Genomic DNA, 23,022 nt, shown 5'->3' with positions numbered 1-23,022 from the left:
CTTTACTTGGTAATTATTGGTCATGGGATTATAAAACGTCTATCATGGGAAAAAAATCGAATAAATCAATTATGCGTAAACAAATTGCAATTATTTTCATCACTTTGCTTGGTTTAGCCACAATAGCAGGATGCGGTATTAAAGGTCCTTTATACCAAACTCCTGAGCAACAGCAAGAAAACTCGTCTAAAACAAGCGATGAATCCAATAAAAGTACACTAAAACAGTAGGAATAGCCCCTTGGACTTTTTCAATCGTAAGCAAAACTCATTGTTTGCTGAGCAATGTGCGGTGTCTGAATTAGCTAAAGCATACGGCACACCGCTTTATGTCTATTCAAAAGCCACTATTGAACGTCATTGGCATGCCTTTGACCAAGCAGCAGGCGATCGTCCTCATCTTGTTTGTTATGCGGTAAAAGCAAACAGCAATATTGCGGTATTAAATGTTATGGCTCGTTTGGGCTCTGGTTTTGATATCGTTTCTAAAGGTGAGTTGCTGCGAGTTCTTGAAGCCGGTGGAGACCCAAAAAAAGTGGTATTTTCTGGCGTCGGTAAAACCTCAGATGAAATAGCCTTTGCTTTGGGCTTAGGTATTCATTGTTTTAATGTCGAATCAGCTGCTGAACTTGATAGAATTCAACTGGTAGCGAAAAAGTTAGACAAAGTAGCGCCGATTTCTTTACGGGTGAATCCTGATGTTGATGCCGGCACGCACCCTTATATTTCTACGGGCTTAAAAGAGAATAAGTTTGGTATTAGTATTGAACATGCGCCTGAGCTTTATGCCTACGCTGCGACTTTATCTCATGTAAATATTCAAGGGGTTGATTGTCATATCGGTTCACAGTTGACCGAAATTTTACCTTTTTTAGACGCGTTAGACCGAGTTTTACACTTAGTTGATCAGTTAGCCGCGCAAGGTATTATCATTTCTCATATCGATGTCGGTGGTGGCCTTGGCGTTTGTTATGATGATGAACAACCTCCACACCCTAATGAATACGCGAAAGCGATAGCCGATAAGTTAACTGGGCGAACGCTAAGTTTAATTTACGAACCAGGACGTGCCGTAATGGCAAATGCTGGTATTTTGGTTACTGAAGTCGAATACTTAAAACTCGGTGGTGATAAAAATTTCGCCATTGTTGATGCCGCGATGAATGATTTAATTCGCCCTGCGCTGTATCAAGCTTGGCAAGCTATTATTCCTGTTGAACAACGAGATGATGTTGCGAGTGCAGAATATGATGTAGTTGGACCTATTTGCGAAACCGGAGACTTTCTTGGTAAGGCACGTCGTTTAGCAATAAAAGCTGGCGATTTATTAGCGATACGCAGTGCAGGGGCATACGGTTTTACCATGAGTTCAAATTATAATAGCCGACCGCGTGCAGCAGAAGTGATGGTTGACGGTGGCAAGAACCACTTAATTCGACAACGTGAAACCTTCAGCCAATTGTGGCAAGGTGAGCACTTATTACCTTGATGGTGTGAGAATAAATAGTAATGTTAGTAAATTTTTCTAAAATGCACGGCTTAGGTAATGACTTTCTGGTCTTAGATAATGTTACGCAGAATGTTTATTTGTCGAATGAGCAAATAAAGCAGCTAGCCGATCGGCATTTTGGTGTTGGCTTTGATCAGGTTTTGGTTGTTGAGCCGCCATATGATCCAGACTTAGATTTTCACTACCGTATTTTTAATGCTGATGGTAGTGAAGTTGGACAATGTGGCAACGGTGCCCGTTGTTTTGCTAAGTTCGTACGGTTAAAAAGCCTAACCAATAAGAACAAGATTAAAGTTTCGACGCAATCTGGCAAAATGACTTTATTTATTGAACGAGATGGTAATGTCTCGGTCAACATGCCTGTACCACAGTTTGAACCCGCTAAAATTCCGTTTACTGCCCAAAAAGCAGAGGGCACTTATATTTTACGTAGTGAAGAAGAAACGGTGCTTTGTGGTGTTGTTTCACTAGGTAACCCTCATTGTGTATTAACCATTGATAATGTTAAAGAAGCCCCAGTTGCACGATTGGGTAAAGCATTATCACACCATGAACGTTTCCCTCAGCAAGCTAATATCAGCTTTATGGAAGTGGTGTCAGCAGAATATATTAAACTGCGTGTTTACGAACGTGGTGCAGAAGAAACGCTTGCCTGCGGCAGTGGCGCATGTGCAGCGGTAGTGATCGGGCAAATGCAAAAGAAACTTAATCGACAAGTACTTGTTGATTTACCTGGTGGTCAATTGAAAATTTATTGGAAAGGCCCTGGTAACTCGGTAAAAATGACCGGCCCCGCTGTGCATGTATTCGACGGGCAAATTACTTTATGAAACAAGATAAAAACAAACCTATGCAATCAAACGAATCTGAAATGTTACTGAACGATATAAATTTAACCGATGAATTAGTGGTGGCTTACTTACAAGACCATCCAGAGTTTTTTAATCGCCAAGCTGAAGTGGTTACTGGCTTACGCTTACCTGATCAGCATCGTGGCGCGGTTTCACTAGTTGAACGTCAATTGTCACAGCAACGACAAAAAATTCATAACCTTGAAGAAGAAATCACTCAACTTATGGTGATTGCGAATCAAAATGAGCAGTTATTTGTCTTATATAGTGACATGTATTTACGTTTACTTGATTGTACAACCGCAGAAGAGCTAATTGATTGCTTGCATGTCGCAACAACACAATTGTTGTCTTTAGATGCTTTGAAACTTTGGTTAGTTAAACCAACAACGGTTAATCATAGTTCTATTGTTTCGGCGGATTGTGCTGAAATCATAGAAAGTAGATTAAGTGAAGAGGGTTATTACTTTGGTCGTTTACAACAAAGTGAACAAGAGTTGATTTTTGCTGAGCCAACAGAAGGCTCAGTGGTTTTAGTGCGTTTAACTCACCATGATGAAGAAATTGGTTTGTTAGCCATTAGTAGCCGTGATGCTGAACATTTCGACCCTCGAATGGATACATTATTACTTAATCAATTTAAAAAACTAGTCGCTAAACTTTTACATCAACAGTTGTATTAGGCGCTAGGTTAATGAGATTTCATCGTCGTTTATTACCATTTCACGCAATCAGCTTTGATTTAGACGATACGCTGTATAGTAATCATCCGATTATGCAGGCCACCGATAAGAAGATGATGGGCTATTTTACTCGGGTGTTGACTGATTATGCTGTTGATACCACTAAAATATCATTTAACTTTCGTTATTGGTTTCCTTTTCGCCAGCAGGCTATTGCTCAATGGCCACTGTTAAAACATGACGTCGGTTTGTTGAGACAAAAAAGTTATTTGCTCGGCGCATTGGCATTAGGCCTTGATAGTGTGGCCGCAGAAGAGTTTGCTAATTCGGCCCTGGCTTATTTTGTTCAGCAACGCAGTAACTTTTCTTTGCCTCAGCACACTCATGACTTTCTTGCTTATCTTAAAAGTAAAAGGCCATTAGTAGCAATTACTAACGGTAATGTTGATACTGACAAAATAGGTATTTCAAAGTATTTTAGTCATCACTTTCACGCCTCTATCGATAATCGCTTAAAGCCTGATCCTGATATGTTTAATAAAACCTGTTTGGCTTTAAACATTAAACCTGTAGAACTCTTGCATGTGGGAGATTGCGGTAAAAATGATGTTTTAGGCGGTATTAATGCCGGCTGTCAAACGGCTTGGCTCAATCAATATCATGTCGGTAAGCCGTTAACCGTTTTACCGACGTTAGCACTTGATGATGTTGAGCAACTCGCTAGTATTGTGCGTTAGTCTCTCGTTACCTTTTAACCTCGGTTGTGGTGTTTATGATTCTATTTTTAACTACAATAAAATCTTCATTAGCGTTATTAAAAAAGTACTGAACTTGCTATGATATCGTCATATTTTTGTTATTACTTTTTGCCTTTCTATGGATGTTTCTGAATTACTCGACTCGTTAAACGATAAGCAACGCGATGTTGTTGCTGCGCCTTTACAAAACATGCTGGTACTTGCAGGTGCTGGCAGTGGTAAAACACGTGTTCTAGTACAGCGAATTGCTTGGTTAATGAAAGTCGAGCAAGCATCTCCCCACAGCATTCTCGCGGTAACTTTTACTAATAAAGCAGCGGCTGAAATGCGCGCTCGTGTTGAACAAACTGTTGATGGTAATGTTCACGGTATGTGGGTTGGTACTTTCCATGGTTTAGCGCACCGCTTATTACGCATGCATTTTCAAGAAGCGAAATTGCCACAAAGCTTCCAAGTGCTAGATTCTGATGACCAACTCCGTATGGTAAAGCGTATCGTCCGCTCACTAGAGCTTGATGAAAAGCGCTGGCCAGCAAAACAATTCCTTTGGTATATCAATGGCAAAAAAGACGAAGGTTTACGTCCGCAGCATATAGATACTCAGCACGATGTGACCGAAGAAACTTTTGTTAAAGTTTATCGCGTCTATCAAGATACTTGTGACCGTTCAGGTTTAGTTGATTTTGCTGAATTGTTACTGCGAGCTCACGAACTTTGGTTAAATAATCCAGAGTTATTACAACACTATCAACAGCGTTTTTCTCATGTTTTAGTTGATGAGTTTCAAGATACTAACGCGATTCAATATGCTTGGTTAAACTTGCTAGGTCAGAAAAGTGGCAATGTGATGATTGTTGGTGATGATGATCAGTCTATTTATGGCTGGCGTGGTGCAAAAATTGAAAATATTCAGCGGTTTTTAAATGATTTTGATGGTGCGAAAACCATTAAACTTGAGCAAAATTATCGCTCAACCGCTAATATTCTGAATGCTGCCAATCAATTGATTAACAACAATAACAATCGTCTAGGTAAAGATTTGTGGACCGAAGGTGATGCTGGCGAAAAAATATCTGTTTATACGGCGTTTAATGAAATAGATGAAGCACGCTTTATTGCCGGTCGTATTACTGATTGGCGAAAAAATAGTGGCTCATTGGATGATGTTGCCATTTTGTATCGTAGTAATGCACAATCACGTTTGATGGAAGAAGCGTTAATTCAAGCGCAATTACCTTACCGAATTTACGGTGGCCTGAAATTCTTTGAACGCCAAGAAATTAAAGATGCGTTGGCGTACTTACGGATATTAAATAATCGTGATGATGATGCAGCATTTGAGCGTATTATTAATACTCCTGCACGTGGTATTGGTAATCAAAGCCTTAGTTTAGTACGTGATGCCGCGCGCAGTATGGAATGTACTTTATGGCAAGCATGTCAGCATATGATAAAAAATGAAGAGCTAAAAGGTCGTAGTGCTAAGGTTATTCAGCAGTTTGTTCATTTGATTGATCAACTTGAAGATGATTCATGTAATTTAAATTTAGATCAGCAAGCGAATTACATTATTCAGCACACTGGTTTGAAAGCAATGTATCAAGCGGAAAAAGGCGAGCGAGCTGAAGCCCGTATAGAAAACTTAAATGAATTAGTGACAGCCTGCCAAACGTTTGAAATTGACCCTGAGCTAGAAGAACAAAGCAAACTGACAGCGTTTTTAACTCATGCTGCGCTGGAGTCTGGTGAATCGCAAGCCGATGATTACGAAGCTGCTGTACAGTTGATGACCATGCATTCGGCAAAAGGCTTAGAATTTCCTTTAGTGTTTATTGCTGGTTTAGAAGAAGGTATGTTTCCTTCCCAGCAATCAGTTGAAGACATTAGTCGCTTAGAAGAAGAGCGTCGATTATGTTACGTTGGTATGACTCGAGCCATGCAAAAACTATATTTGTGTCATGCGGAAAGCCGTCGTTTATATGGCCAAGAAAAATATCATAAGCCTAGTCGATTTTTAAGAGAATTACCGGATGAGAATACCGAAGAGATTCGCATGCAGAACCAAGTGAGCCGACCAAAGACTACAGGGCGTTTTGCCTCGACGATCACATTGGAAACATTTGAAAGTACTGGTTTTAAATTGGGGCAAAATGTTCGACACAAAAAGTTCGGTGAAGGTGTAGTATTAAACTATGAAGGTAGTGGTGCGCAAAGCCGTATTCAAGTAAATTTTTTCGATGTTGGTAGTAAATGGCTGGTTGTTGCCTATGCTAACTTAGAAGCGTTATAAGTCAATTACGAGGAAGTGGGGTTAATTATGTCAAAGAAATTATTAGTGGTGGAAGACAGTCGCCCAATAGCTCGTGTTATTAAACAAATTGCTGAGGCGCTTGATTATCAAGTTACTGTGGCTAAAAGCTTGGCAGAAGTCGAGGCAATACTACAAGGTAATGAAAGAGATTTCTTTGCCGCAACCATTGATTATGCTTTGCCTGACGCCAATGATGGCGAAGCAATTGCCAGTGTTTTATCTCGTGGTATTCCTAGTGTGGTAATGACGGGCAAGATGGATGAAGTGACACGACAGAAAATACTATCGCAACCGGTTATTGATTATATCCCGAAAGAAAACAGCCAAGCATTTTTATATTTGAAACGAATTTTACATTGCCAGTTAACTAATCAAGGCAACGGTATTTTGGTTGTTGATGATTCTTTATCGGCCCGTAATCATGTTGTTGAGCTACTAAAACGTCGTAACTTTAATGTTTATACTGCTGAAAATGGTCAACTTGCCTTAGATGTATTAAAGCAGCACAGTGATATAAAAATGATTATTACTGATCTTGAAATGCCGGTGATGGATGGTATTGAGCTTACTAATGAAATTCGTAAGCTTTATAGTCGAGATCAACTAGCCATTATTGGTATTTCAGGCGCAAGTAATGGTGTGCATTCAGCCCGCTTTATCAAGAATGGTGCAGATGATTTTTTAAGAAAGCCATTTTGCCCGGAAGAATTCTATTGTCGAATTATGCAAAATATTGAAAGTTTGAATAATATCGAACAAATTCAAAAAGCGGCTAATACTGATTATTTAACTGATTTACCCAATCGACGGGCTTTTCTTCGTGATGCAGAAACCAGTATTGCAGAATATACCAGTAATAAAACACCTTATGCTTTGGCTATGTTAGATATTGACTTTTTTAAAGGGGTTAATGACACCTATGGTCATGATGCCGGCGATCATATTTTGAAAGTGTTTGCACTCTATATGCGCAAACATTTTGGCTCCGGCTTAATCGCTCGCATGGGAGGCGAGGAGTTTACAATATTATGCTCAGGTTTAGATGAAGACCAATTGTATAATCGTTTAGATGACTTTCGCCGTGAAATTTCTGTAGCACAAATAGCATTTGGACAAGAACAGATAAGCTTCTCTGTTAGTTTAGGGGTGATTTTTAATAGCGAGGAGCCGCTAGGCAAGCAAATGAGTTTAGCTGACGGTGCTTTGTACTATGCAAAAGAAAATGGCCGCAATCAGGTTAGTATTGTTGGCGCACTAGAAGAGTCATAGCCTAGTGAAACTAGGGTCGTTCATCTTGAATATAAGAGTGTCTAGGTAGACACTCTTTTTATTTGCCTACAGGCTTAATTTATTGCTATTTTCTTGGTACTTCTTCGAGCTTTAATTGAATCGAAACTAAATATTGCTAATGCAGCCCAAATACAAGCAAATGTGAGTAGTTTGGCAAAGTAAAGCGGCTCCTGATAGTAAAAAGTAGCTAATACAAACATGATACTTGGGCCAATGTATTGGAAAAAACCCAATGCTGTTAAGGTCATGCGCTTCGCAGCAGCAGTAAAGCATAACAATGGTGCTGTTGTGACAATGCCTGCACAAATTAATGTGGTGTTTAACGACCATCCATTCAAAAGTATGTTACTGGTGCTAGTTTCCAAAAATAGCAGCCAATAAACCAATGCAATAGGTAACATCATTAGCGACTCAATAAGTAAGCCAACAAATGAGTCAATATGCATTTGTTTACGCAGCAAACCGTAAATTCCGAAAGTACCGGCCAATGCCAAAGAAATCATAGGCAAAGAACCGATCATCACTAACTGAATAACTACACCTACAAACGCTAAGCCAACAGCGAATATTTGCCAAGGCCGTAAGCGCTCGCCGAGAAATATTACGCCTAAAGCAACACTTAATAATGGATTAATATAATAGCCCAAACTAGCGTCAAGTAAGTGATTATTATTGACCGCCCAAATAAACATAAACCAGTTCACTGCTAAAAAGCTTGCTGAAATAGTCAGGCGTAATACCATTTTCGGTTGCGTAGCAACCTTGATAAACCCCTGCCACTTATTTGAAAGTAAAACGACAATTAGCAACAACAACGTAGACCAAACCACACGATGTACTAGGATTTCATCGGCACTAATATGTTGAATTAATTTAAAGTATAGCGGCGCAATACCCCACATGGTATAGGCACTAACCGCGCTAATAATACCGCCACGTAAGGCAGTTTGTTGGGTTGTAGGCATGGATTTTGTACTTGTTGATAATTATTTTTAAGGAAATGTAATGATATCACCAATAGTGTAAACAACAAATTCAATAAGCGAGTACTCCTAACGGCTATTTAACCTACCATATAAGTTCCAGTGCCAAAGGCAATGTGATCACCTTGCTCATTATGCATTTCCATTCGTGCTACCGCGACTTTATTACCACTACGAATAATTTTTGCAGTTGCGATAAATAACTTGCCACGTCCAGGGCGTAAAAAATCTGTTCGTAAATCTATAGTGCTCAAACGGCTTAAACTTTGTGCAATAATTTCAGGTGATAATTCAGGTAATTGACTTAATATATTTGCGGCTGCGACAACACCACCCGCAAGGTCAAGTGCTGATGCGGTAACGCCGCCATGAAGAATTTTTTGCTCTGGATTCCCAATAAGCTTGTCGTGCCACGCAATATTTACTACTGACTCCTGCGCGTCAAATTGCGTTATTTCTAATCCCAGCAGTTTGTTAAAAGGCATAGCTTGATTCCAAAACTGAGCAATTTGATGAAATGATTCTTCTTGCGTCATGATATTCCCTTTCTGGTCGGATGAGATTAAAGAATAGCAATATTTAGTGATATATTGAAAATAATTCTCTGCACTATGCGTTGACTGAGGTAAAATATCGACTGATTTCCCTTACCGAAGATTGTCTGTTGCAAGCTATTTCCCCTACGATATTAACCGAAGCCCTTAAGCACCATTTTGGTTATCAAGCTTTTCGTTCAGGCCAAGAAGAAATCATTCAACAGGCTCTACAAGGTCGCGATAGTTTGGTTTTGATGCCAACAGGTGGTGGTAAGTCTATGTGCTATCAGCTTCCCGCAACAATGATGTCGGGAGTCACTATTGTTGTTTCGCCATTAATCGCCTTAATGAAAGATCAAGTTGATGGTTTGATACGACAGGGAATATCAGCAGCTTATGTTAATTCATCGCTTGATAGTGACACCATCAATGATATTTTTAAGCGCTTAGGCCAAGGCAAAATTAAGCTATTATATGTTGCCCCTGAGCGATTAAAAAATTACTATTTTCTGCAAGGCTTGTCACAGCTAACTGTTAGCCTTTTTGCTATTGATGAAGCACATTGTATTTCACAATGGGGTCATGACTTTAGACCTGCATACACCCAATTACATACGCTTAAGCAAAACTTTCCCAATGTGCCTGTGATGGCGTTAACGGCAACAGCCGACGTAACAACTCGTAGAGATATTTTGCAGCAACTGGCTTTGCACGACCCTTATATTCATCTTGATAGCTTTGACCGACCAAATATTCGTTTTACCTTGGCGGAAAAATATCAAGGCGAACAACAAATTTTGGGTTACATCAAAAAGCGTAAAGATGAATGTGGCATTATTTATTGTAATAGCCGTTGGCAAGTAGAAAAACTATCTAAATCGTTAGCAAACTCAGGGGTTAATTGTGCCGCTTACCATGCTGGTTTAGAATCTGAAATTCGCAATATTATTCAAGATAAATTCGCTAAAGATGATGTACAAGTAGTGGTAGCAACGGTTGCATTTGGTCTTGGGATCAATAAATCGAATGTCCGTTATGTTATTCATTACGAACCACCAAGAACGTTAGAGTCTTATTATCAGGAAATTGGTCGAGCAGGTCGAGATGGCATGCCTGCGGAAGCACTATTTTTACACGATAGTAAAGATGTTGAGCGCATTAGTAAGCGTATTTCCGAAGGGGAAAATGAAGAAAGGGTTAATGTTGAAATGCAACGTTTTCAAGCATTGCGTGGTTTTGTTGATGCGCAAACTTGCCGACGTCGTGTTGTCTTAAGTTATTTTGCTGAATTTACTGAGCAAGGTTGTGGCAATTGTGATATTTGTTTGGATCCGCCTAGTCAGTTTGACGCAACAGAAGCTGCTCAGAAAGTACTGTCATGTGTTTATCGCATAGAGCAAAGTGGTGATATTGAACATGTTATTGCAGTATTAAGAGCTGACAATAATGAAAAAATTCGTCAATTAGCACATGATAAAGTTTCGACCTTTGGTATTGGTAAAGATAAAACACCGGGCTATTGGTTTTCTATTATTAGACAGCTGATCCACTTAGGCTATTTGCAACAGGATATCGCTGCACAGTCTAATTTATGTTTAACACAAGCATCAGGCACGGTTTTAAAAGCTCAAGAGCCATTGATGTTAGCTGCACCGCGTTTGCAAAAAGCCAGTTACTGGCAGCGTAATAAACAAGGTAAGGTTTACGATAGAGCGCTATTTTCTAAGCTCAGATCATTACGAAAAGAAATTGCTCAACTTGAAGACATTGCTCCTTTTATTGTTTTTAATGATGCAACTTTAGCTGAGCTAGCGCGTGTGCAACCAGTCACTTCATCACAAATGCTTAATGTAAGTGGCATTGGAGACACTAAGCTTGCTCGTTATGGGGAGCCATTTTTATCACTAATTAAGCTGCATTTGCAGTAGAATAGCAGAGACAAAAAAAGCGCTAATGAGCGCTTTTTTATGTTCAGGACGAACTGTATGCCACGATCACATGGATGTGAAAGAGTGGCGATGTACAAAAAGTACGGTATGCATCACATTTTTGTGAAAAACATATTGGTGTTACTTAAGGCTCGCGTAGTATGCTGCAATGTTTGCAACATCTTCTTCAGATAGTGCCATAGCCATTGGCGCCATTACTGGATCTTTACGGTTGCCCGATTTAAAATCTTTTAATTGCTTAGCAAGATAAGCTTCTTTTTGGCCAGCAAGGTTAGGATACATAGGAACAGCAGAAATACCTGCAGCGCCGTGACATGCTGCACACATGCCTGTTTTAGCTTTACCTGCCGCAGCGTCGCCAGCGAATACTGGTGAAGCCATCATAACAGTAGCAGCAACTGCTAAAGTAAGTTTTTTCATAAATATTATCTCTCTTTGATAAATAATTTTAAAGGATCCTTGCTTGATTATATGTAAAAAGTAATCAATTGTCCTTGCTTTTTTTTATGTCGTGTCAGCAGGTAAAATTATCTTGTACTTTGTTGCGCTAGCTCAAGTTTTAGCCAATAAAATATCAAATATAGGAATATAATTTAGTCATGAAAAATTTAAACTTAGCTGAAATAGCCTCTATAGAATCGATTGGTACTAACGTATTACAAGTAAAATTTACATTAGATTGGTCGATGGAAGATAGTGTTGGTCTAGGTGAAAAATTAGTGATGTTAGCATCAGCTAAGGTAATTGAAAGTGTTCAAGGCGCTGATCTACATTGCATACGTTTACAATTTAAAAATACTGAACTTTTGTTAAATTTTGAAGAGTACAGTCATTCATGTTGGTTTGAATGTGCCAGCAAACAAGACTTGCCTGGCTTGTTAGCGCTTAAAGAAGCTATATTACAGAACGGTTAAGAGGAGATTAGCTTGGAAAAAATATTGATTAGTAGCTGCTTTTTAGGCAACAAAGTACGCTACGACGGTAAAGATAACTTACTCACTGAAAACTTTATTCAACGTTGGCAGCAAGAACAACGTTTAGTTGTTATTTGTCCTGAATTAGCTGGGGGTCTGCTTACCCCGAGAGCGCCGGCTGAGATTAAGTGCCATAATGACGATGGCATTCAAGTCGTTACCAACACTGGTGGTGATGTCACCGTGGCATTTCAGCGTGGCGCTAATGAAGCTTTACGAGTGTGCCAATTGCATGGCATCCGTTATGCATTGCTAAAAGAGTCTAGTCCATCCTGTGGTAGCTCAACGATTTATGATGGTTCATTTAAGCAAAGCAAGATACCCGGACAAGGGATAACAACAAGGTTGCTAACAGCAAATGGTATAAAGGTATATTCAGAGAAAACAATGGCCGCTTTATGTTTAGAGCTTGCCACCATTGCTTCGACGTAGTATTAGCTATGATATCGAAAGTACATCATGATAGCCTGAAGTAATACTGTTATGCGTCAGCAATGTGAACATGATTTGTAATGTTCTTTGCTATATTATCAATTAATTGTCGTGTTTTTGTGATGATGGAATGGGCACTTGTAGTAACATTGTAATCACTGACACCAATACTTAAGGTCATTTGTGGTAAACGGGTGCCAGACTTACTACTAATAAACTTTAATTTTTCAACACCTTGCCTAATTTTTTCTGCAATCTCTCCGGCGACATTTCGTTCGATATCCGGTAGCAGAATTACGAATTCATCACCTGCTGATCTCACAGGAAGGCCACTTTCGCCGACATAGCTGCTAATTTTATTAGCAACCTTTGTTAGTAATACATCGCTAATTAATTGCCCAAACTGGCTATGTATTTTTGAAAAATGATCAATATTGACAATAATTGCTGCCACATGTTTATTGGGATCCTTTGACAGCCAGATATCAAGATGCTTAGCCATAGCTTTACGATTGTATAAGCCCGTCAATGGATCTAAGTATATTTCTTTTTTGACATCATCGAGCTCAGTTATTAGCGCGTCAGTTGATTGTTGTGAAGTACGTAACTGTTCAGCAATATGTTGTTGTTCTATTTTAAACTGCTGTGTTGCTTGGCGTATCTGCTTGATTGCGGTGAAAACTTCATGTTTGTCAGTAGAGACTAAATGGCTAATGTTATCGTCAAGTTGATTGACTAATTGTTCGGCACAATGAGCAGATTTTTTATTATTGTCATGCAAATCTACAAGCAGATCATCCAAATTATCAATTAATTCAGCAGTGAGGGCACTTTGTCCCAAAACATATTGACGATAAAGCTCTTCTAAAAAAAAATTATCCAGTTTTATGCCTGAAGATAGTTGCTTTTCAATGGCATGATTAAGCGCTTTTGAGGTCTTGTTGACATAGTCATAGCTGACTGAATAATTAATTGGCGTCGCTGGGATATGCCATAACTGCAATTGTTTTATGGCGGCGTGCATTTTTTTTTCGGCTTGTACTATGGAATCACGGTACTTCACTATTCCAACCTTTTAAACCTGTTCTGTTGATTTATTGGATTAGGCATTCTCCAGTAAATTGGACGAAAGTGCCATAGTAAAATCACTTAAATTATGATGAAAGGCTTGTTTACTTGTAAATATATCCCTATAAAGTGAGATTTTAATAATCATTTTATAAATTGTGCGATTTTGTTATGGTAAATCGCGATATATACTTAAACTATTTGCAACATTTTTATTTTCAAGAGTCTTGTATATAAGTAGTTTTGTTACCTTTGGAATTTAAATGAAAGTATTTCTCTCAACAGTGATGATGTCGTTTTTCTTAATGGCTTGTCAGTCACATCAAAGCCAAATACAGATTGAACATGTAGAGCTCGGACAGGTAATTGATGCTTATCAAATTTTCAAAGATAATCAAAGTCCGTTTAATCAGGATGTCGCCGGTGAAACCAATGGGCAGCTACCTGATTTATCGCCGAGTAATCTTAAACAGCAATATCAAAAATTAGCTCTGATATATCAACGTTTAATTGCCATAGACAGCAAAACTTTAGATCGACAAGCACTCATTAACTACTCTGTACTGTCTTATACCATTAAAAATCAACTCGATAGCTACCTCAATAAAGAACACTATATGCCATTAACGGCAGAATCTGGCTTTCATGTTTGGATCAGCCGTATTAATCAACAGGTAAGTTTTAAAACCGTACAAAACTATCGTGATTACTTAACTCGTTTGTCGGCTCTGCCGCGATACTTTTCTCAGCAAATGGCATGGATGGATAAAGGTATTAAAGAGGGAATTACTCAACCTAAAATAGTCTTAGCAGGCTTTGAGAAGTCAATTCAAGCATTTATAAAAACGGATGCGACCAAAAGTACTTATTATCAACCTTTTGTTGTTATGCCAAGCCACTTCACTAAATCTTTGCAATTAGAGCTGAGAGCCGAAGCTGCTAAAACAATTTTGCAATCGGTTATGCCTAGTTATCAAAAATATTATGACTATATGGTGCAGCGCTATCAGCCGAATGCAAGGATCGATATTGCCGCAACGTCATTACCCAATGGCGAGCAATATTATTTAAATAGATTACATCATTACACCACATTGCCAATGACTGTTGAGCAAGTACATCAAACAGGCCTAGCTGAAGTAAAGCGCATTCGCTTTGAAATGCAAAAAATTATTGAACAAGTAGGTTTTGATGGTAGCTTTGCCGATTTTGTTCAATTTTTACGTACAGATAAACAGTTTTACGCTACAAGCCCTGAAGGATTATTAAAAGAAGCGTCATTTATTGCAAAAAAGATGGATGCTCAATTACCTAAACTCTTTAAAACCTTACCTAGAACCCCGTATGGTGTTATTGAGGTCCCTGCTAATATTGCACCTAAGTATACTACGGGCAGGTATTCTGGACCATCGAGAGATGATCAACCGGGTAATTACTGGGTCAATACTTACCGTTTAGATCGTCGTCCGTTGTATGTTCTTGAAGCATTAACTTTACATGAAGCTGTGCCTGGTCATCATTTGCAAGGTTCTATAGCGCGCGAAATGGAAGATGTACCAAAATTTAGAAATAGTACCTATATTTCGGCTTTTGGCGAAGGTTGGGGATTATATTCAGAGTATTTAGGTATCGAAGCTGGCTTTTATCAAAATCCGTATAGTGATTTTGGTCGCCTTACTTATGAAATGTGGCGTGCAAGTCGACTCGTTGTCGATACGGGAATGCATGCTAGAGGTTGGAGTCGTGAACAAGCAATGGACTTCCTTGCAAATAACACGGCGTTATCATTGCATAATGTTAAAACAGAAATTGATCGCTATATTTCTTGGCCGGGCCAAGCTTTGTCATACAAAGTTGGTGAATTAACGATTAAACGCTTGCGCAAAAAAGCTGAAATTGATTTGGCTAAAGCATTTGATTTGAGAGACTTTCATGATCAGATTTTAAAGAATGGTTCTATGCCACTTTCTATGTTGGAAGTTATTGTCACTGAATATATCAACGAGCGTAAAGCTTTGCAGCAGAATGTCAAAACGATAAAGTATTAAACGACAGAGAAGGACGCGCAAAGTTCTGGATACTATGGTGAGGAACTGAACAACGAGGATAACCCTTTATTATATCTAAACTTGGCAGCCCCACCGACATGTGAAATACTCGATAAAAGCAGTAATGGCTATAACAATTCATTGTTATATTTTAATTGAATTTAAAAAGGTCGATAAATTTAATGTGCAACACGGAAGTTTTTGCTAAATGATACGAGTGTTTTTGTATATTTTGTTGAGTTATTTTACTGTTTTTACAAGCCAAGCCAAAGTGCAAGATGATAACGATAACTATCGAAAAGCACTGAATAGTTACTATTCACAAGACAAAGAGTCGTTACTTTATCAGGACGTTGTTAAGGTTGCTCAGGCTATTGTTCATAATAGGAAGAGCTATAGTGATGATATGGTTGCTAAGGCATTCTCTTTGTTATCTGATATTGCTTTTAATCGTGGTGATCTAATTGCTGCGCTGCAGTTTGCTCACTTTGGTCGTGATATTGAAAATATTAAGATCACAATCAAGCTTGATTTACTATTGAAGGTAGCACGCGGCTACTATTCCCAAGGGAAATATAATGAGCTTAGGGATATTTCACAAGAAACCTCATGGTTAGCAGAGCAAGCGGGTAATATGAATTATCATTTGCAAGCGAGTGCTTATGCAGTGGTAGCTTACGCGTTAAGCGCTGACTATGCTTTGGCGGTAAGTGAATTGAGTAATGTTGAGTATTTACTTAGCCAAAATCAACATCGTGTTGAGCAGATTGTATTATTGGAAATTATTGCTGAAGCGCACTTTTATTTAGCAGAATATAGCAATGCAACGGAATTATTGAACCAAGTATTAAAACTACGTGTTGAAATGTCAAAAATGAAAGGTATAGCAAGAACTTACCATTTACTTGCAAAGACATATTACCAACAGCAACAATACGATAATGCTTTTCATGCTTATTGGCAGTCGAAGCAGTTGTCTTCGAAGTACGGTCTAAATATTCGTGCTTCGAATGCGGAACTTGGTTTAGGAAAAGTGTTATATCAGCAGCAGAATTTTATTCAATCTAAAGTTCATTTGAATACGGCACTTGCTATTTTTGATCGCTATAATTTATCGCGTACTAAACTTTCCACACAAATAGTTTTAGCAAAAGTACATTACGCATTAAATGAACTAGAACAAGCTACTTTGTTGTTACTCTCGGCAGAAAATATAGCAACAAATATCGTTTTAACATCCGAACAAATAGAATTATATTTATTGCTGGCGAGGCATTACCAGTCAAATAATAATTTTGAGCAGGTCATTAAAGTACAGCGACGCTATATTGAATTATATCAAGCCTTTAATTCTGGAGTTAATGCCATGCAGGTTACTGCTTCAGAAGCAAGTAATAAAAGCCAAGATTTGGCACTAAATTTGGCAGAACAAAGCACGTTACGCTTAAAGTTTGATGAAAAGTATTACCGTCAAACAGTGTTGATTACCTTATTATTAATTTTGCTTAGTATTGTCGGGGCATTATTCGTTTTTAGATATATTAGAGGTTACCGCAACCAATTATATCAGGGTTATGATGCGATAGAATTACCCAAAAATCGCTTAGCCGCGCCAGTAAAAACTAAACAATGGTATCAACAACAATATAAGATGGCACGTAAGTATCAATATGGCATTTCGGTTGCTTACTTGGTGGTGGATAATTGGCAAGAATTGAATTTTCATTTTAATGCAAAAATATTGACCGATGTTTATCAAGCAATCGCGATTATCGTTAATGAAAACCTTGAGGAAGAGGACTTTTCTGGTGAACTAAGTGTTGGTGAGTATTTATTTTTGTGCCCGTATCAGGATACTGAAGAAATGTTGATTAAGTTGACACGTATTAAATTAGCAATTAATACTCGGTTTTTTGCTAATTTAGGTGATTATTCAGTCAAGGTAAGGTTTTCAATTGCTTCCCCCAATATTCAAGATATTGATCCATATGTTTTTCTTTCGCGTTTAAGTGATAGTATTGATGCGAAATCCGTTGAGTAGTAAAAGGTTAGAGGAATGATTTTTATTTTTGCTGTTATTGCAATGTTTGTTGCGGTAAGTGTGTACTTTTTTTTTAAAGCAGAGAGCTTACAACGTGAAATAATTCTGATGAAAAGGGAAGTTTCGAATACCAAGAAAGAAAATAAAGTTTACTTAGACTCTGTGGCAATTATTGCCCAGCGTTATGAGGAAATAGCCAAGCAGAAATTACTGTATTTAAAGGATAAAGAAAGTTTAGATACTAGGGTGCTTGAGTTGATCTCCCCCATGATTAATAACTATGCAGTAATTTTTAGCGATAGTATTCGTGCCAAAGGAAAATTGCAGTCGGCAGTAAAAAAAGTTTATGAGGGTTACCAAAAAGACTCTTATAAAGCATTTTCGAATCATATCACTCAATCAAATACAGAAATTAAGCGTGCCTGGTCGAGCAATAATATTAACGGTTGTATTCTTCTTGTAGATGCTCTACTGCAAATAGATAAGAAAAAGTAAGGACTGTAGCTTAAAAACTGCTAGCAGTTATTCTAGTCCCCTAAACGGGTGCTTGCTTAAGGTCGAATAGATATATTTGGCGAGGTGTTAATTTCACCATCTTTGGTGATGGTTGCTGCATTATTATCACACTGCAACACCGCGATGTTACCTAACTTACTACTACGAATGAAAGCTAAATCATAGCCAAATTGAGTTAAGCTACTAGAAGCAAACTTTTGAGCAAGTGATAACTTATCCCATAAATTTGATTGTTCTGATATATATTGACGTCTTTCTAGTAATACTTCTCGCTCAAGAACTGCCGGCACAATAATCTCTTTTTGATATTTTAATGATATTAAGCAACATATCTTAGATTTTTGCTAAATTCAACACTAAATAATCATGTCTTGCCTGTAAGTCAGGTGGTCGGAGTAAATAATATGGATAGCACACTGACTTTATTCATTGAAAGCATTATGAATAGCGATATTGCGCGTTATAATGTAAGCAAGTAGTTGTTTGTAAATAAAATGAAGAGTATTTATGAGTCAGGTGTTAAAAGATTTAACGGCGCTATTGAAGTTAGAAGCGATAGAGCAAGGAATTTATCGGGGTGAAAGTCAGGATTTAGGCTTCCGTGCATTGTTTGGTGGTCAAGTAATGGGGCAGGCGCTGTCTGCGGCACAAGAAACCGTTGCGGTAACTCATAATGTTCACTCATTACATTCATACTTTTTAAGACCTGGAGACGCAAGTAAGCCGGTCGTTTATCAAGTTGAAAAAATTCGCGATGGTCGCAGTTTTAATACTAGACGGGTTAATGCTATTCAAAATGGTAAAGCTATTTTTTACATGACGGCTTCATTTCAACAGCAAGAAACCGGATTTGATCATCAAGATGTGATGCCAGAAGTACCTGGCCCTGAAGGATTAAAGTCTTATACTGATTTTATTTTTGATAACCAAGCAGCGATTCCTGAAGAAATTCGCGGTAAATTTTTATCGGAAAAACCGATAGAGATGAGGCCAGTGAAGCAATATAACTGGTTGAAGCCAGAAAAAACTGAAGCCAAATGTTATACGTGGATAAAAGCAAATGGAGAACTACCGGAAGATTTGCGTATTCATACTTATTTATTAGCTTACACTTCAGATTTTTCTTTTTTACCAACAGCGCTTTATCCGCACGGCGTTAGTTATTGGCAGCCAAATTTTCAATTAGCAACGATTGACCATTCAATGTGGTTTCACCGCCCATTTCGTTTAGATGAGTGGCTACTTTATAGTATGGATAGCCCATCAGCGAGCGGTGGCCGAGGGCTAGTCAAAGGACAAATATTCAATCGTGAAGGGTTATTGGTTGCATCCACTATGCAAGAAGGTGTTATGCGTCAGCGCTAGCGTGCTGACTCTGCCAGTCGTAACCGCTTGGGTGTTGAAATATTCGTAGATCAAACATTGGAGCCGCGGCATATAGGTGGTCAAATATGTCTGCCTGTATGGCTTCATAATTTACCCAATTTTTGTCATTACTAAAGAAGTATAGTTCTAGTGGTAAGCCAACCTCAGTAGACGGTAGTTGTCTTACCATACATGTCATTTCTTGATGAACTTTTGTGTGTTGTCTTAAGTAAGCCGTGATATAGGCTCTAAATGTGCCTATATTGGTTAATTGTCGACTATTTATCGTTGTTCTACCTGTTAAGTTCCCAATGGCTTTATCTGCACTTTCTTGAGATATCTCTTGTTGCTTTCCTGCTAAATAATCACTAATTAATTGTACCGATTGTAGTGCTTTAATTTGTTCTTGGTTATAAAAGTGAATGCTTCGTACATCGATAACAATTGAGCGTTTAATGCGTCGTCCGCCAGAATTAAGCATGCCGCGCCAGTTTTTAAATGAGCCACTAGTTAGTGCGTAGGTCGGTACGGTGGTAATGGTATTATCAAAGTTTTTTACTTTTACGGTATTCAAACCAATTTCTAGTACATCACCATCAGCGCCATATTTAGGTAATTCAATCCAATCGCCTGGTGCGACCATTTTATTGGCTGAAATTTGAATACTAGCGACTAAGCCTTTAATAGTATCTTGGAAAACTAAAATCAGTACTGCAGTTAATGCGCCTAAACCACTGAGTAAATATAATGGTGAACGGTCTAAAACTAATGATATCGCTAAAATACTTGCTACTAAATACACTACAAGCTTGATGACTTGTAAGGTTGAATTTAATGGTAAATAGCGTTCACTTGCTTTTTGTCGATAGGCGCTATTAATAACATTGAGTACCGAGCTGATACTACGAGCAATTTGGAAACAAATCGCGACCTTGGCAAAAATGATTATAACGGTGGCAAGTAGTGACTCAGCATCAATAAATATTGGCGTGAGCAATAGCAACAAAACAAAAGGCACAAGCAAAGCGATACGAGAAAATACTTGGTGATCGAATAATAAATCATCCCAAGTATTTTTTGATGTCGTAATTAGTTTATGAATAATGACCAACACTTGATGCTTTGTTAGGTAAAAGCTAATGCTACATAACAGCAAAATTACCGCACAGCCTATAACAGCTGTACTTAAGGCAATGTAAGCCGTAGCCATGCCTTGTTCAGTTAACCATGATGTAATAATTGCTTGCATTAAAATTCCCTTTTGGCTTTTTCCTCAAGTTGCAGCATTTTCTGATCTTTATCAAGCCAAAGTTGGTTTACCCACTTCTGAAATTGTATTTTATAGGCACGATCATTGACGTAATCACCTTTAAGCGAATCATCAATGTCTTGAGTTTCGATACAAATATCAACTTGTTTGACACGTCCTGTTAAAAAATCAAAAAAACTTGGCGTACCATCCGGATAATAAATTGTCACGTTTACTACCTTACTAAGGTTTCCTTTCATCGCCTGTAAAACAAAGCCAATACCACCTGCCTTTGGTTTTAATAACCGTTGGAAAGGTGAATTTTGTTTTTTATGCTTTTCATTGGTAAAGCGTGTTCCTTCGATGAAATTCATTACACTGACGGGCTTGTGCTTAAATTTTTCACAGGCTTTCTTCGTCGTTTCAATATCTTTACCTTTTAAGTGAGGGTTCTTTTTTAAAAAGTGCTGGCTATAGCGTTTCATAAAAGGAAAATCGAGCGCCCACCATGCTAAACCTAATAAAGGTACGTAAATTAGTTCTCTTTTTAGAAAGAATTTTAAAAAAGGAATTCTACCATGCAAAATTCGCTGTAAAACTACTATATCTACCCAGCTTTGGTGATTACTGATCACTAGGTACCAGTCTTTCATTTTTAGCTTTTCTAACCCCGTGACTTGAAATGTTGTTTTAGTGAACAATTTTTGATTAAAGGTATTAAATAGCACCCAATTACTTGCCATTTGGTCGAGTAAATAGCTAAAGAATTTTTGCCATAAGTTTAAAGGAACTAATGCCTTCAATAATGAGCATATAAGTATGGGAATTAACCATAATATAGTATTAGCAATGTATATAATAAAAGAGATACAGCTGATAATGGGCGCAGGTAAGAAATGTAGCATAAAACAAAAACCAAATAATTGAGAGCATAATTACTGGTTATAATCTTAATGGGTTTTACGCTTTTTTTCAGTAAAAATCGTTAAAAATTAGTAGTCGGCTAATAAAATAAACGTTAGCCAATTATTTGCAGTGGCATAGGAAATTCCGACGAAAGTCATGAAAGTGGCATTTAAACTATACAATTTTTAGCTTTTCTTCGTCGAAATTCAGTTATTGTTTACCTTTGCAAGGTGAAAATAAATTGGATAAAAACGCAACATTAATTTATTGCTAGCGATAATTATCAAATAATTGACCATATTAGGATAGTAAAATCATTACTTAAGCGTACTAATTCCATTAAGCAGTAGAAAATAGCAAACAAGTCTAGATTAAATGCAAAAGTTGATTGCAAATTAACCATCATTCAAGGCAAGCTTAATGAACACCAAATAAAGGAGTTGTAATGAAGTTTAATCGTGCAGTTATTAAGGTGGGCAGTGCTTTGGTTTCTCCAGACGCCAAAGGATGTAGTGGCAAGTATTTACTTGCAATCGCTCGCTTTATTACACAATGCCAACAAGCAGGTAAAGAAATAATTCTGGTCTCATCTGGTAGCGTTGCTGCTGGCAGAAGTTTAATTACGCACGGTTCTCCTAATCCCTCAATACCCACAAAACAGGCTATGGCAGCCGTTGGTCAAATGCAAATGATGGCAAATTGGCAGCGCTTTTTTGATGTGCCATGCAGCCAATTATTGATTACTCATGGTGACTTGAAAGACCGAGAGCGTTACATCAGTATCAAAAATACCTTAAGAATATTACTGGCTAATGGCGTTATCCCCATTGTTAATGAAAATGATACCGTCGCAACTGATGAACTAAAAGTTGGTGACAATGACAACTTAGCCGCTTTGGTTGCTTTAGTTAGTGAAGCTGATAGTTTATTTATATTAAGCGATGTAGATGGTGTTTATGACCAAGACCCGCGCATAAACCCGCAAGCAAAATTACTACCTGAAATTAGCGAAATAAACGAGTCCGTTTACGCTATGGCAGGGGCTACCAATAACCATATTGCTACTGGCGGGATGAAAACTAAAATTCAAGCGGCGGAAAAGGCGGTAGAAAACGGCATTGAAACCTATATTTTAAATGGTAGCCGTGGTGATGTTTTTGAAAAAATCTTGCAAGGTAATAACCCAGGCACACACTTTATTGCCAAACAAGGAGCAACACGTGCGCGTAAGCACTGGCTCAAGCATACGCTTAAAAGCACCGGTAAAGTGCAATTAGATACTGGCGCAGTAAATGCGTTGATGAATAAAGGTGCTTCTTTATTGCCATCCGGCATTATTGAAGTCACTGGTACCTTTAACGCTGGAGATTGTATTGATATTTGTGATGGCAATAATGGTCAACATATTGCGAAAGGTATCAGCCAATACAGTTACCGTGACTTAAAACGTATTCAAGGTAAAAACAGTGATGACATTGTTGCTTTACTCGGCTGCTGTCCAAGTAAAGTCGTTATTCACCGTGACGATATGGTCGTTGTCTAGCCACAGTAAA

The 23,022-nt window shown here is 38.1% G+C and carries 22 protein-coding genes; 15 read left to right on the top strand and 7 right to left on the bottom strand.

What is annotated here, in order from left to right:
- Positions 1–71: 71 nt before the first annotated feature.
- The 7 genes from lptM to B7C41_RS16905 all read left to right on the top strand — a co-directional run bounded on the left by lptM (position 72) and on the right by B7C41_RS16905 (position 7,381).
- On the top strand, positions 72–230 hold the full coding sequence (gene lptM / locus B7C41_RS16935) for an LPS translocon maturation chaperone LptM (protein WP_143764443.1): 159 nt from the start codon (positions 72–74) through the stop codon (positions 228–230).
- 10 nt (positions 231–240) lie between these two features.
- Positions 241–1,488: a diaminopimelate decarboxylase gene (gene lysA / locus B7C41_RS16930; protein WP_085300135.1), complete on the top strand. Its 1,248-nt coding sequence runs from the start codon at positions 241–243 to the stop codon at positions 1,486–1,488.
- Between the two features lie 20 nt (positions 1,489–1,508).
- Complete coding sequence (dapF, locus tag B7C41_RS16925; RefSeq protein WP_085300134.1) at positions 1,509–2,339, top strand: diaminopimelate epimerase; 831 nt, start codon at positions 1,509–1,511, stop codon at positions 2,337–2,339.
- A complete protein-coding gene (locus tag B7C41_RS16920) occupies positions 2,336–3,043 on the top strand; it encodes a DUF484 family protein (protein WP_235839759.1) in 708 nt (235 codons plus the stop codon). Before dapF ends, B7C41_RS16920 begins: the two co-directional genes overlap by 4 nt.
- An 11-nt stretch (positions 3,044–3,054) precedes the next feature.
- Positions 3,055–3,780: an HAD-IA family hydrolase gene (locus tag B7C41_RS16915; RefSeq protein ID WP_085300133.1), complete on the top strand. Its 726-nt coding sequence runs from the start codon at positions 3,055–3,057 to the stop codon at positions 3,778–3,780.
- A 139-nt stretch (positions 3,781–3,919) separates the two neighbouring features.
- Positions 3,920–6,091, top strand: coding sequence for a DNA helicase II (gene uvrD, locus B7C41_RS16910; protein ID WP_085300132.1), 2,172 nt, complete (start codon positions 3,920–3,922; stop codon positions 6,089–6,091).
- Positions 6,092–6,118: 27 nt separating this feature from the next.
- A complete protein-coding gene (locus B7C41_RS16905; RefSeq protein WP_085300131.1) occupies positions 6,119–7,381 on the top strand; it encodes a diguanylate cyclase in 1,263 nt (420 codons plus the stop codon).
- A 74-nt stretch (positions 7,382–7,455) separates the two neighbouring features.
- Here B7C41_RS16905 and rarD read toward each other — a convergent pair whose 3' ends face one another.
- On the bottom strand, positions 7,456–8,367 hold the full coding sequence (rarD, locus tag B7C41_RS16900) for an EamA family transporter RarD (RefSeq protein WP_085300130.1): 912 nt from the start codon (positions 8,365–8,367) through the stop codon (positions 7,456–7,458).
- 98 nt (positions 8,368–8,465) lie between these two features.
- The gene (locus B7C41_RS16895) at positions 8,466–8,921 is read right to left on the bottom strand and encodes a thioesterase family protein (protein WP_085300129.1); all 456 of its coding nucleotides are present in this window, start codon (positions 8,919–8,921) and stop codon (positions 8,466–8,468) included.
- A gap of 128 nt (positions 8,922–9,049) precedes the next feature.
- Here B7C41_RS16895 and recQ point away from each other — a divergent pair, with 128 nt between their 5' ends.
- Positions 9,050–10,849 carry a DNA helicase RecQ gene (gene recQ, locus B7C41_RS16890; protein WP_143764441.1) on the top strand — a complete coding sequence of 600 codons (1,800 nt, stop codon included), beginning with the start codon at positions 9,050–9,052 and terminating at the stop codon, positions 10,847–10,849.
- A 141-nt stretch (positions 10,850–10,990) separates the two neighbouring features.
- On the opposite strand, the gene B7C41_RS16885 is transcribed toward recQ, so the two are convergent.
- On the bottom strand, positions 10,991–11,290 hold the full coding sequence (locus tag B7C41_RS16885; protein ID WP_085300128.1) for a c-type cytochrome: 300 nt from the start codon (positions 11,288–11,290) through the stop codon (positions 10,991–10,993).
- A 179-nt stretch (positions 11,291–11,469) separates the two neighbouring features.
- On the opposite strand from B7C41_RS16885, the gene B7C41_RS16880 reads away from it, so the two are divergent.
- The gene (locus B7C41_RS16880) at positions 11,470–11,784 is read left to right on the top strand and encodes a DUF3630 family protein (RefSeq protein WP_085300127.1); all 315 of its coding nucleotides are present in this window, start codon (positions 11,470–11,472) and stop codon (positions 11,782–11,784) included.
- 12 nt (positions 11,785–11,796) lie between these two features.
- Entirely contained in the window at positions 11,797–12,276 is a 480-nt protein-coding gene (locus B7C41_RS16875) for a DUF523 domain-containing protein (RefSeq protein WP_085300126.1), read from the top strand.
- A 49-nt stretch (positions 12,277–12,325) separates the two neighbouring features.
- On the opposite strand, the gene B7C41_RS16870 is transcribed toward B7C41_RS16875, so the two are convergent.
- On the bottom strand, positions 12,326–13,339 hold the full coding sequence (locus tag B7C41_RS16870) for a GGDEF domain-containing protein (protein WP_085300125.1): 1,014 nt from the start codon (positions 13,337–13,339) through the stop codon (positions 12,326–12,328).
- Between the two features lie 268 nt (positions 13,340–13,607).
- On the opposite strand from B7C41_RS16870, the gene B7C41_RS16865 reads away from it, so the two are divergent.
- From B7C41_RS16865 to B7C41_RS16855, 3 genes are all read left to right on the top strand, one after another.
- A complete protein-coding gene (locus B7C41_RS16865; protein WP_085300124.1) occupies positions 13,608–15,392 on the top strand; it encodes a DUF885 domain-containing protein in 1,785 nt (594 codons plus the stop codon).
- A 208-nt stretch (positions 15,393–15,600) separates the two neighbouring features.
- The gene (locus B7C41_RS16860; RefSeq protein ID WP_085300123.1) at positions 15,601–17,433 is read left to right on the top strand and encodes a nucleotidyl cyclase domain-containing protein; all 1,833 of its coding nucleotides are present in this window, start codon (positions 15,601–15,603) and stop codon (positions 17,431–17,433) included.
- Between the two features lie 15 nt (positions 17,434–17,448).
- Positions 17,449–17,928 (top strand): hypothetical protein, encoded by a 480-nt coding sequence (locus tag B7C41_RS16855; protein ID WP_085300122.1) that lies wholly within the window; start codon positions 17,449–17,451, stop codon positions 17,926–17,928.
- A gap of 56 nt (positions 17,929–17,984) precedes the next feature.
- Here the strand turns inward: B7C41_RS16855 and B7C41_RS16850 are convergent, their stop codons facing one another.
- Positions 17,985–18,239: a hypothetical protein gene (locus tag B7C41_RS16850; protein WP_085300121.1), complete on the bottom strand. Its 255-nt coding sequence runs from the start codon at positions 18,237–18,239 to the stop codon at positions 17,985–17,987.
- A gap of 217 nt (positions 18,240–18,456) precedes the next feature.
- Between B7C41_RS16850 and tesB the strand changes: the two genes are divergently transcribed.
- The gene (gene tesB, locus B7C41_RS16845) at positions 18,457–19,314 is read left to right on the top strand and encodes an acyl-CoA thioesterase II (protein WP_085300120.1); all 858 of its coding nucleotides are present in this window, start codon (positions 18,457–18,459) and stop codon (positions 19,312–19,314) included.
- On the opposite strand, the gene B7C41_RS16840 is transcribed toward tesB, so the two are convergent.
- Positions 19,298–20,563 (bottom strand): mechanosensitive ion channel family protein, encoded by a 1,266-nt coding sequence (locus B7C41_RS16840; RefSeq protein ID WP_085300119.1) that lies wholly within the window; start codon positions 20,561–20,563, stop codon positions 19,298–19,300. The genes tesB and B7C41_RS16840 overlap by 17 nt on opposite strands.
- Positions 20,563–21,468, bottom strand: coding sequence for an acyltransferase (locus B7C41_RS16835; RefSeq protein ID WP_085300118.1), 906 nt, complete (start codon positions 21,466–21,468; stop codon positions 20,563–20,565). The genes B7C41_RS16840 and B7C41_RS16835 overlap by 1 nt, the downstream gene beginning before the upstream one ends.
- Before the next feature lie 446 nt (positions 21,469–21,914).
- Here B7C41_RS16835 and proB point away from each other — a divergent pair, with 446 nt between their 5' ends.
- A complete protein-coding gene (proB, locus tag B7C41_RS16830; protein WP_085300117.1) occupies positions 21,915–23,012 on the top strand; it encodes a glutamate 5-kinase in 1,098 nt (365 codons plus the stop codon).
- The last annotated feature ends 10 nt before the right edge of the window (positions 23,013–23,022 follow it).

It is taken from the genome of Cognaticolwellia mytili (assembly GCF_002104475.1).
Lineage (GTDB): Bacteria > Pseudomonadota > Gammaproteobacteria > Enterobacterales > Alteromonadaceae > Cognaticolwellia > Cognaticolwellia mytili.
The sequence above is the reverse complement of the archived record's forward strand: the minus strand, read 5'-3'. Positions and strand labels throughout refer to the sequence as shown.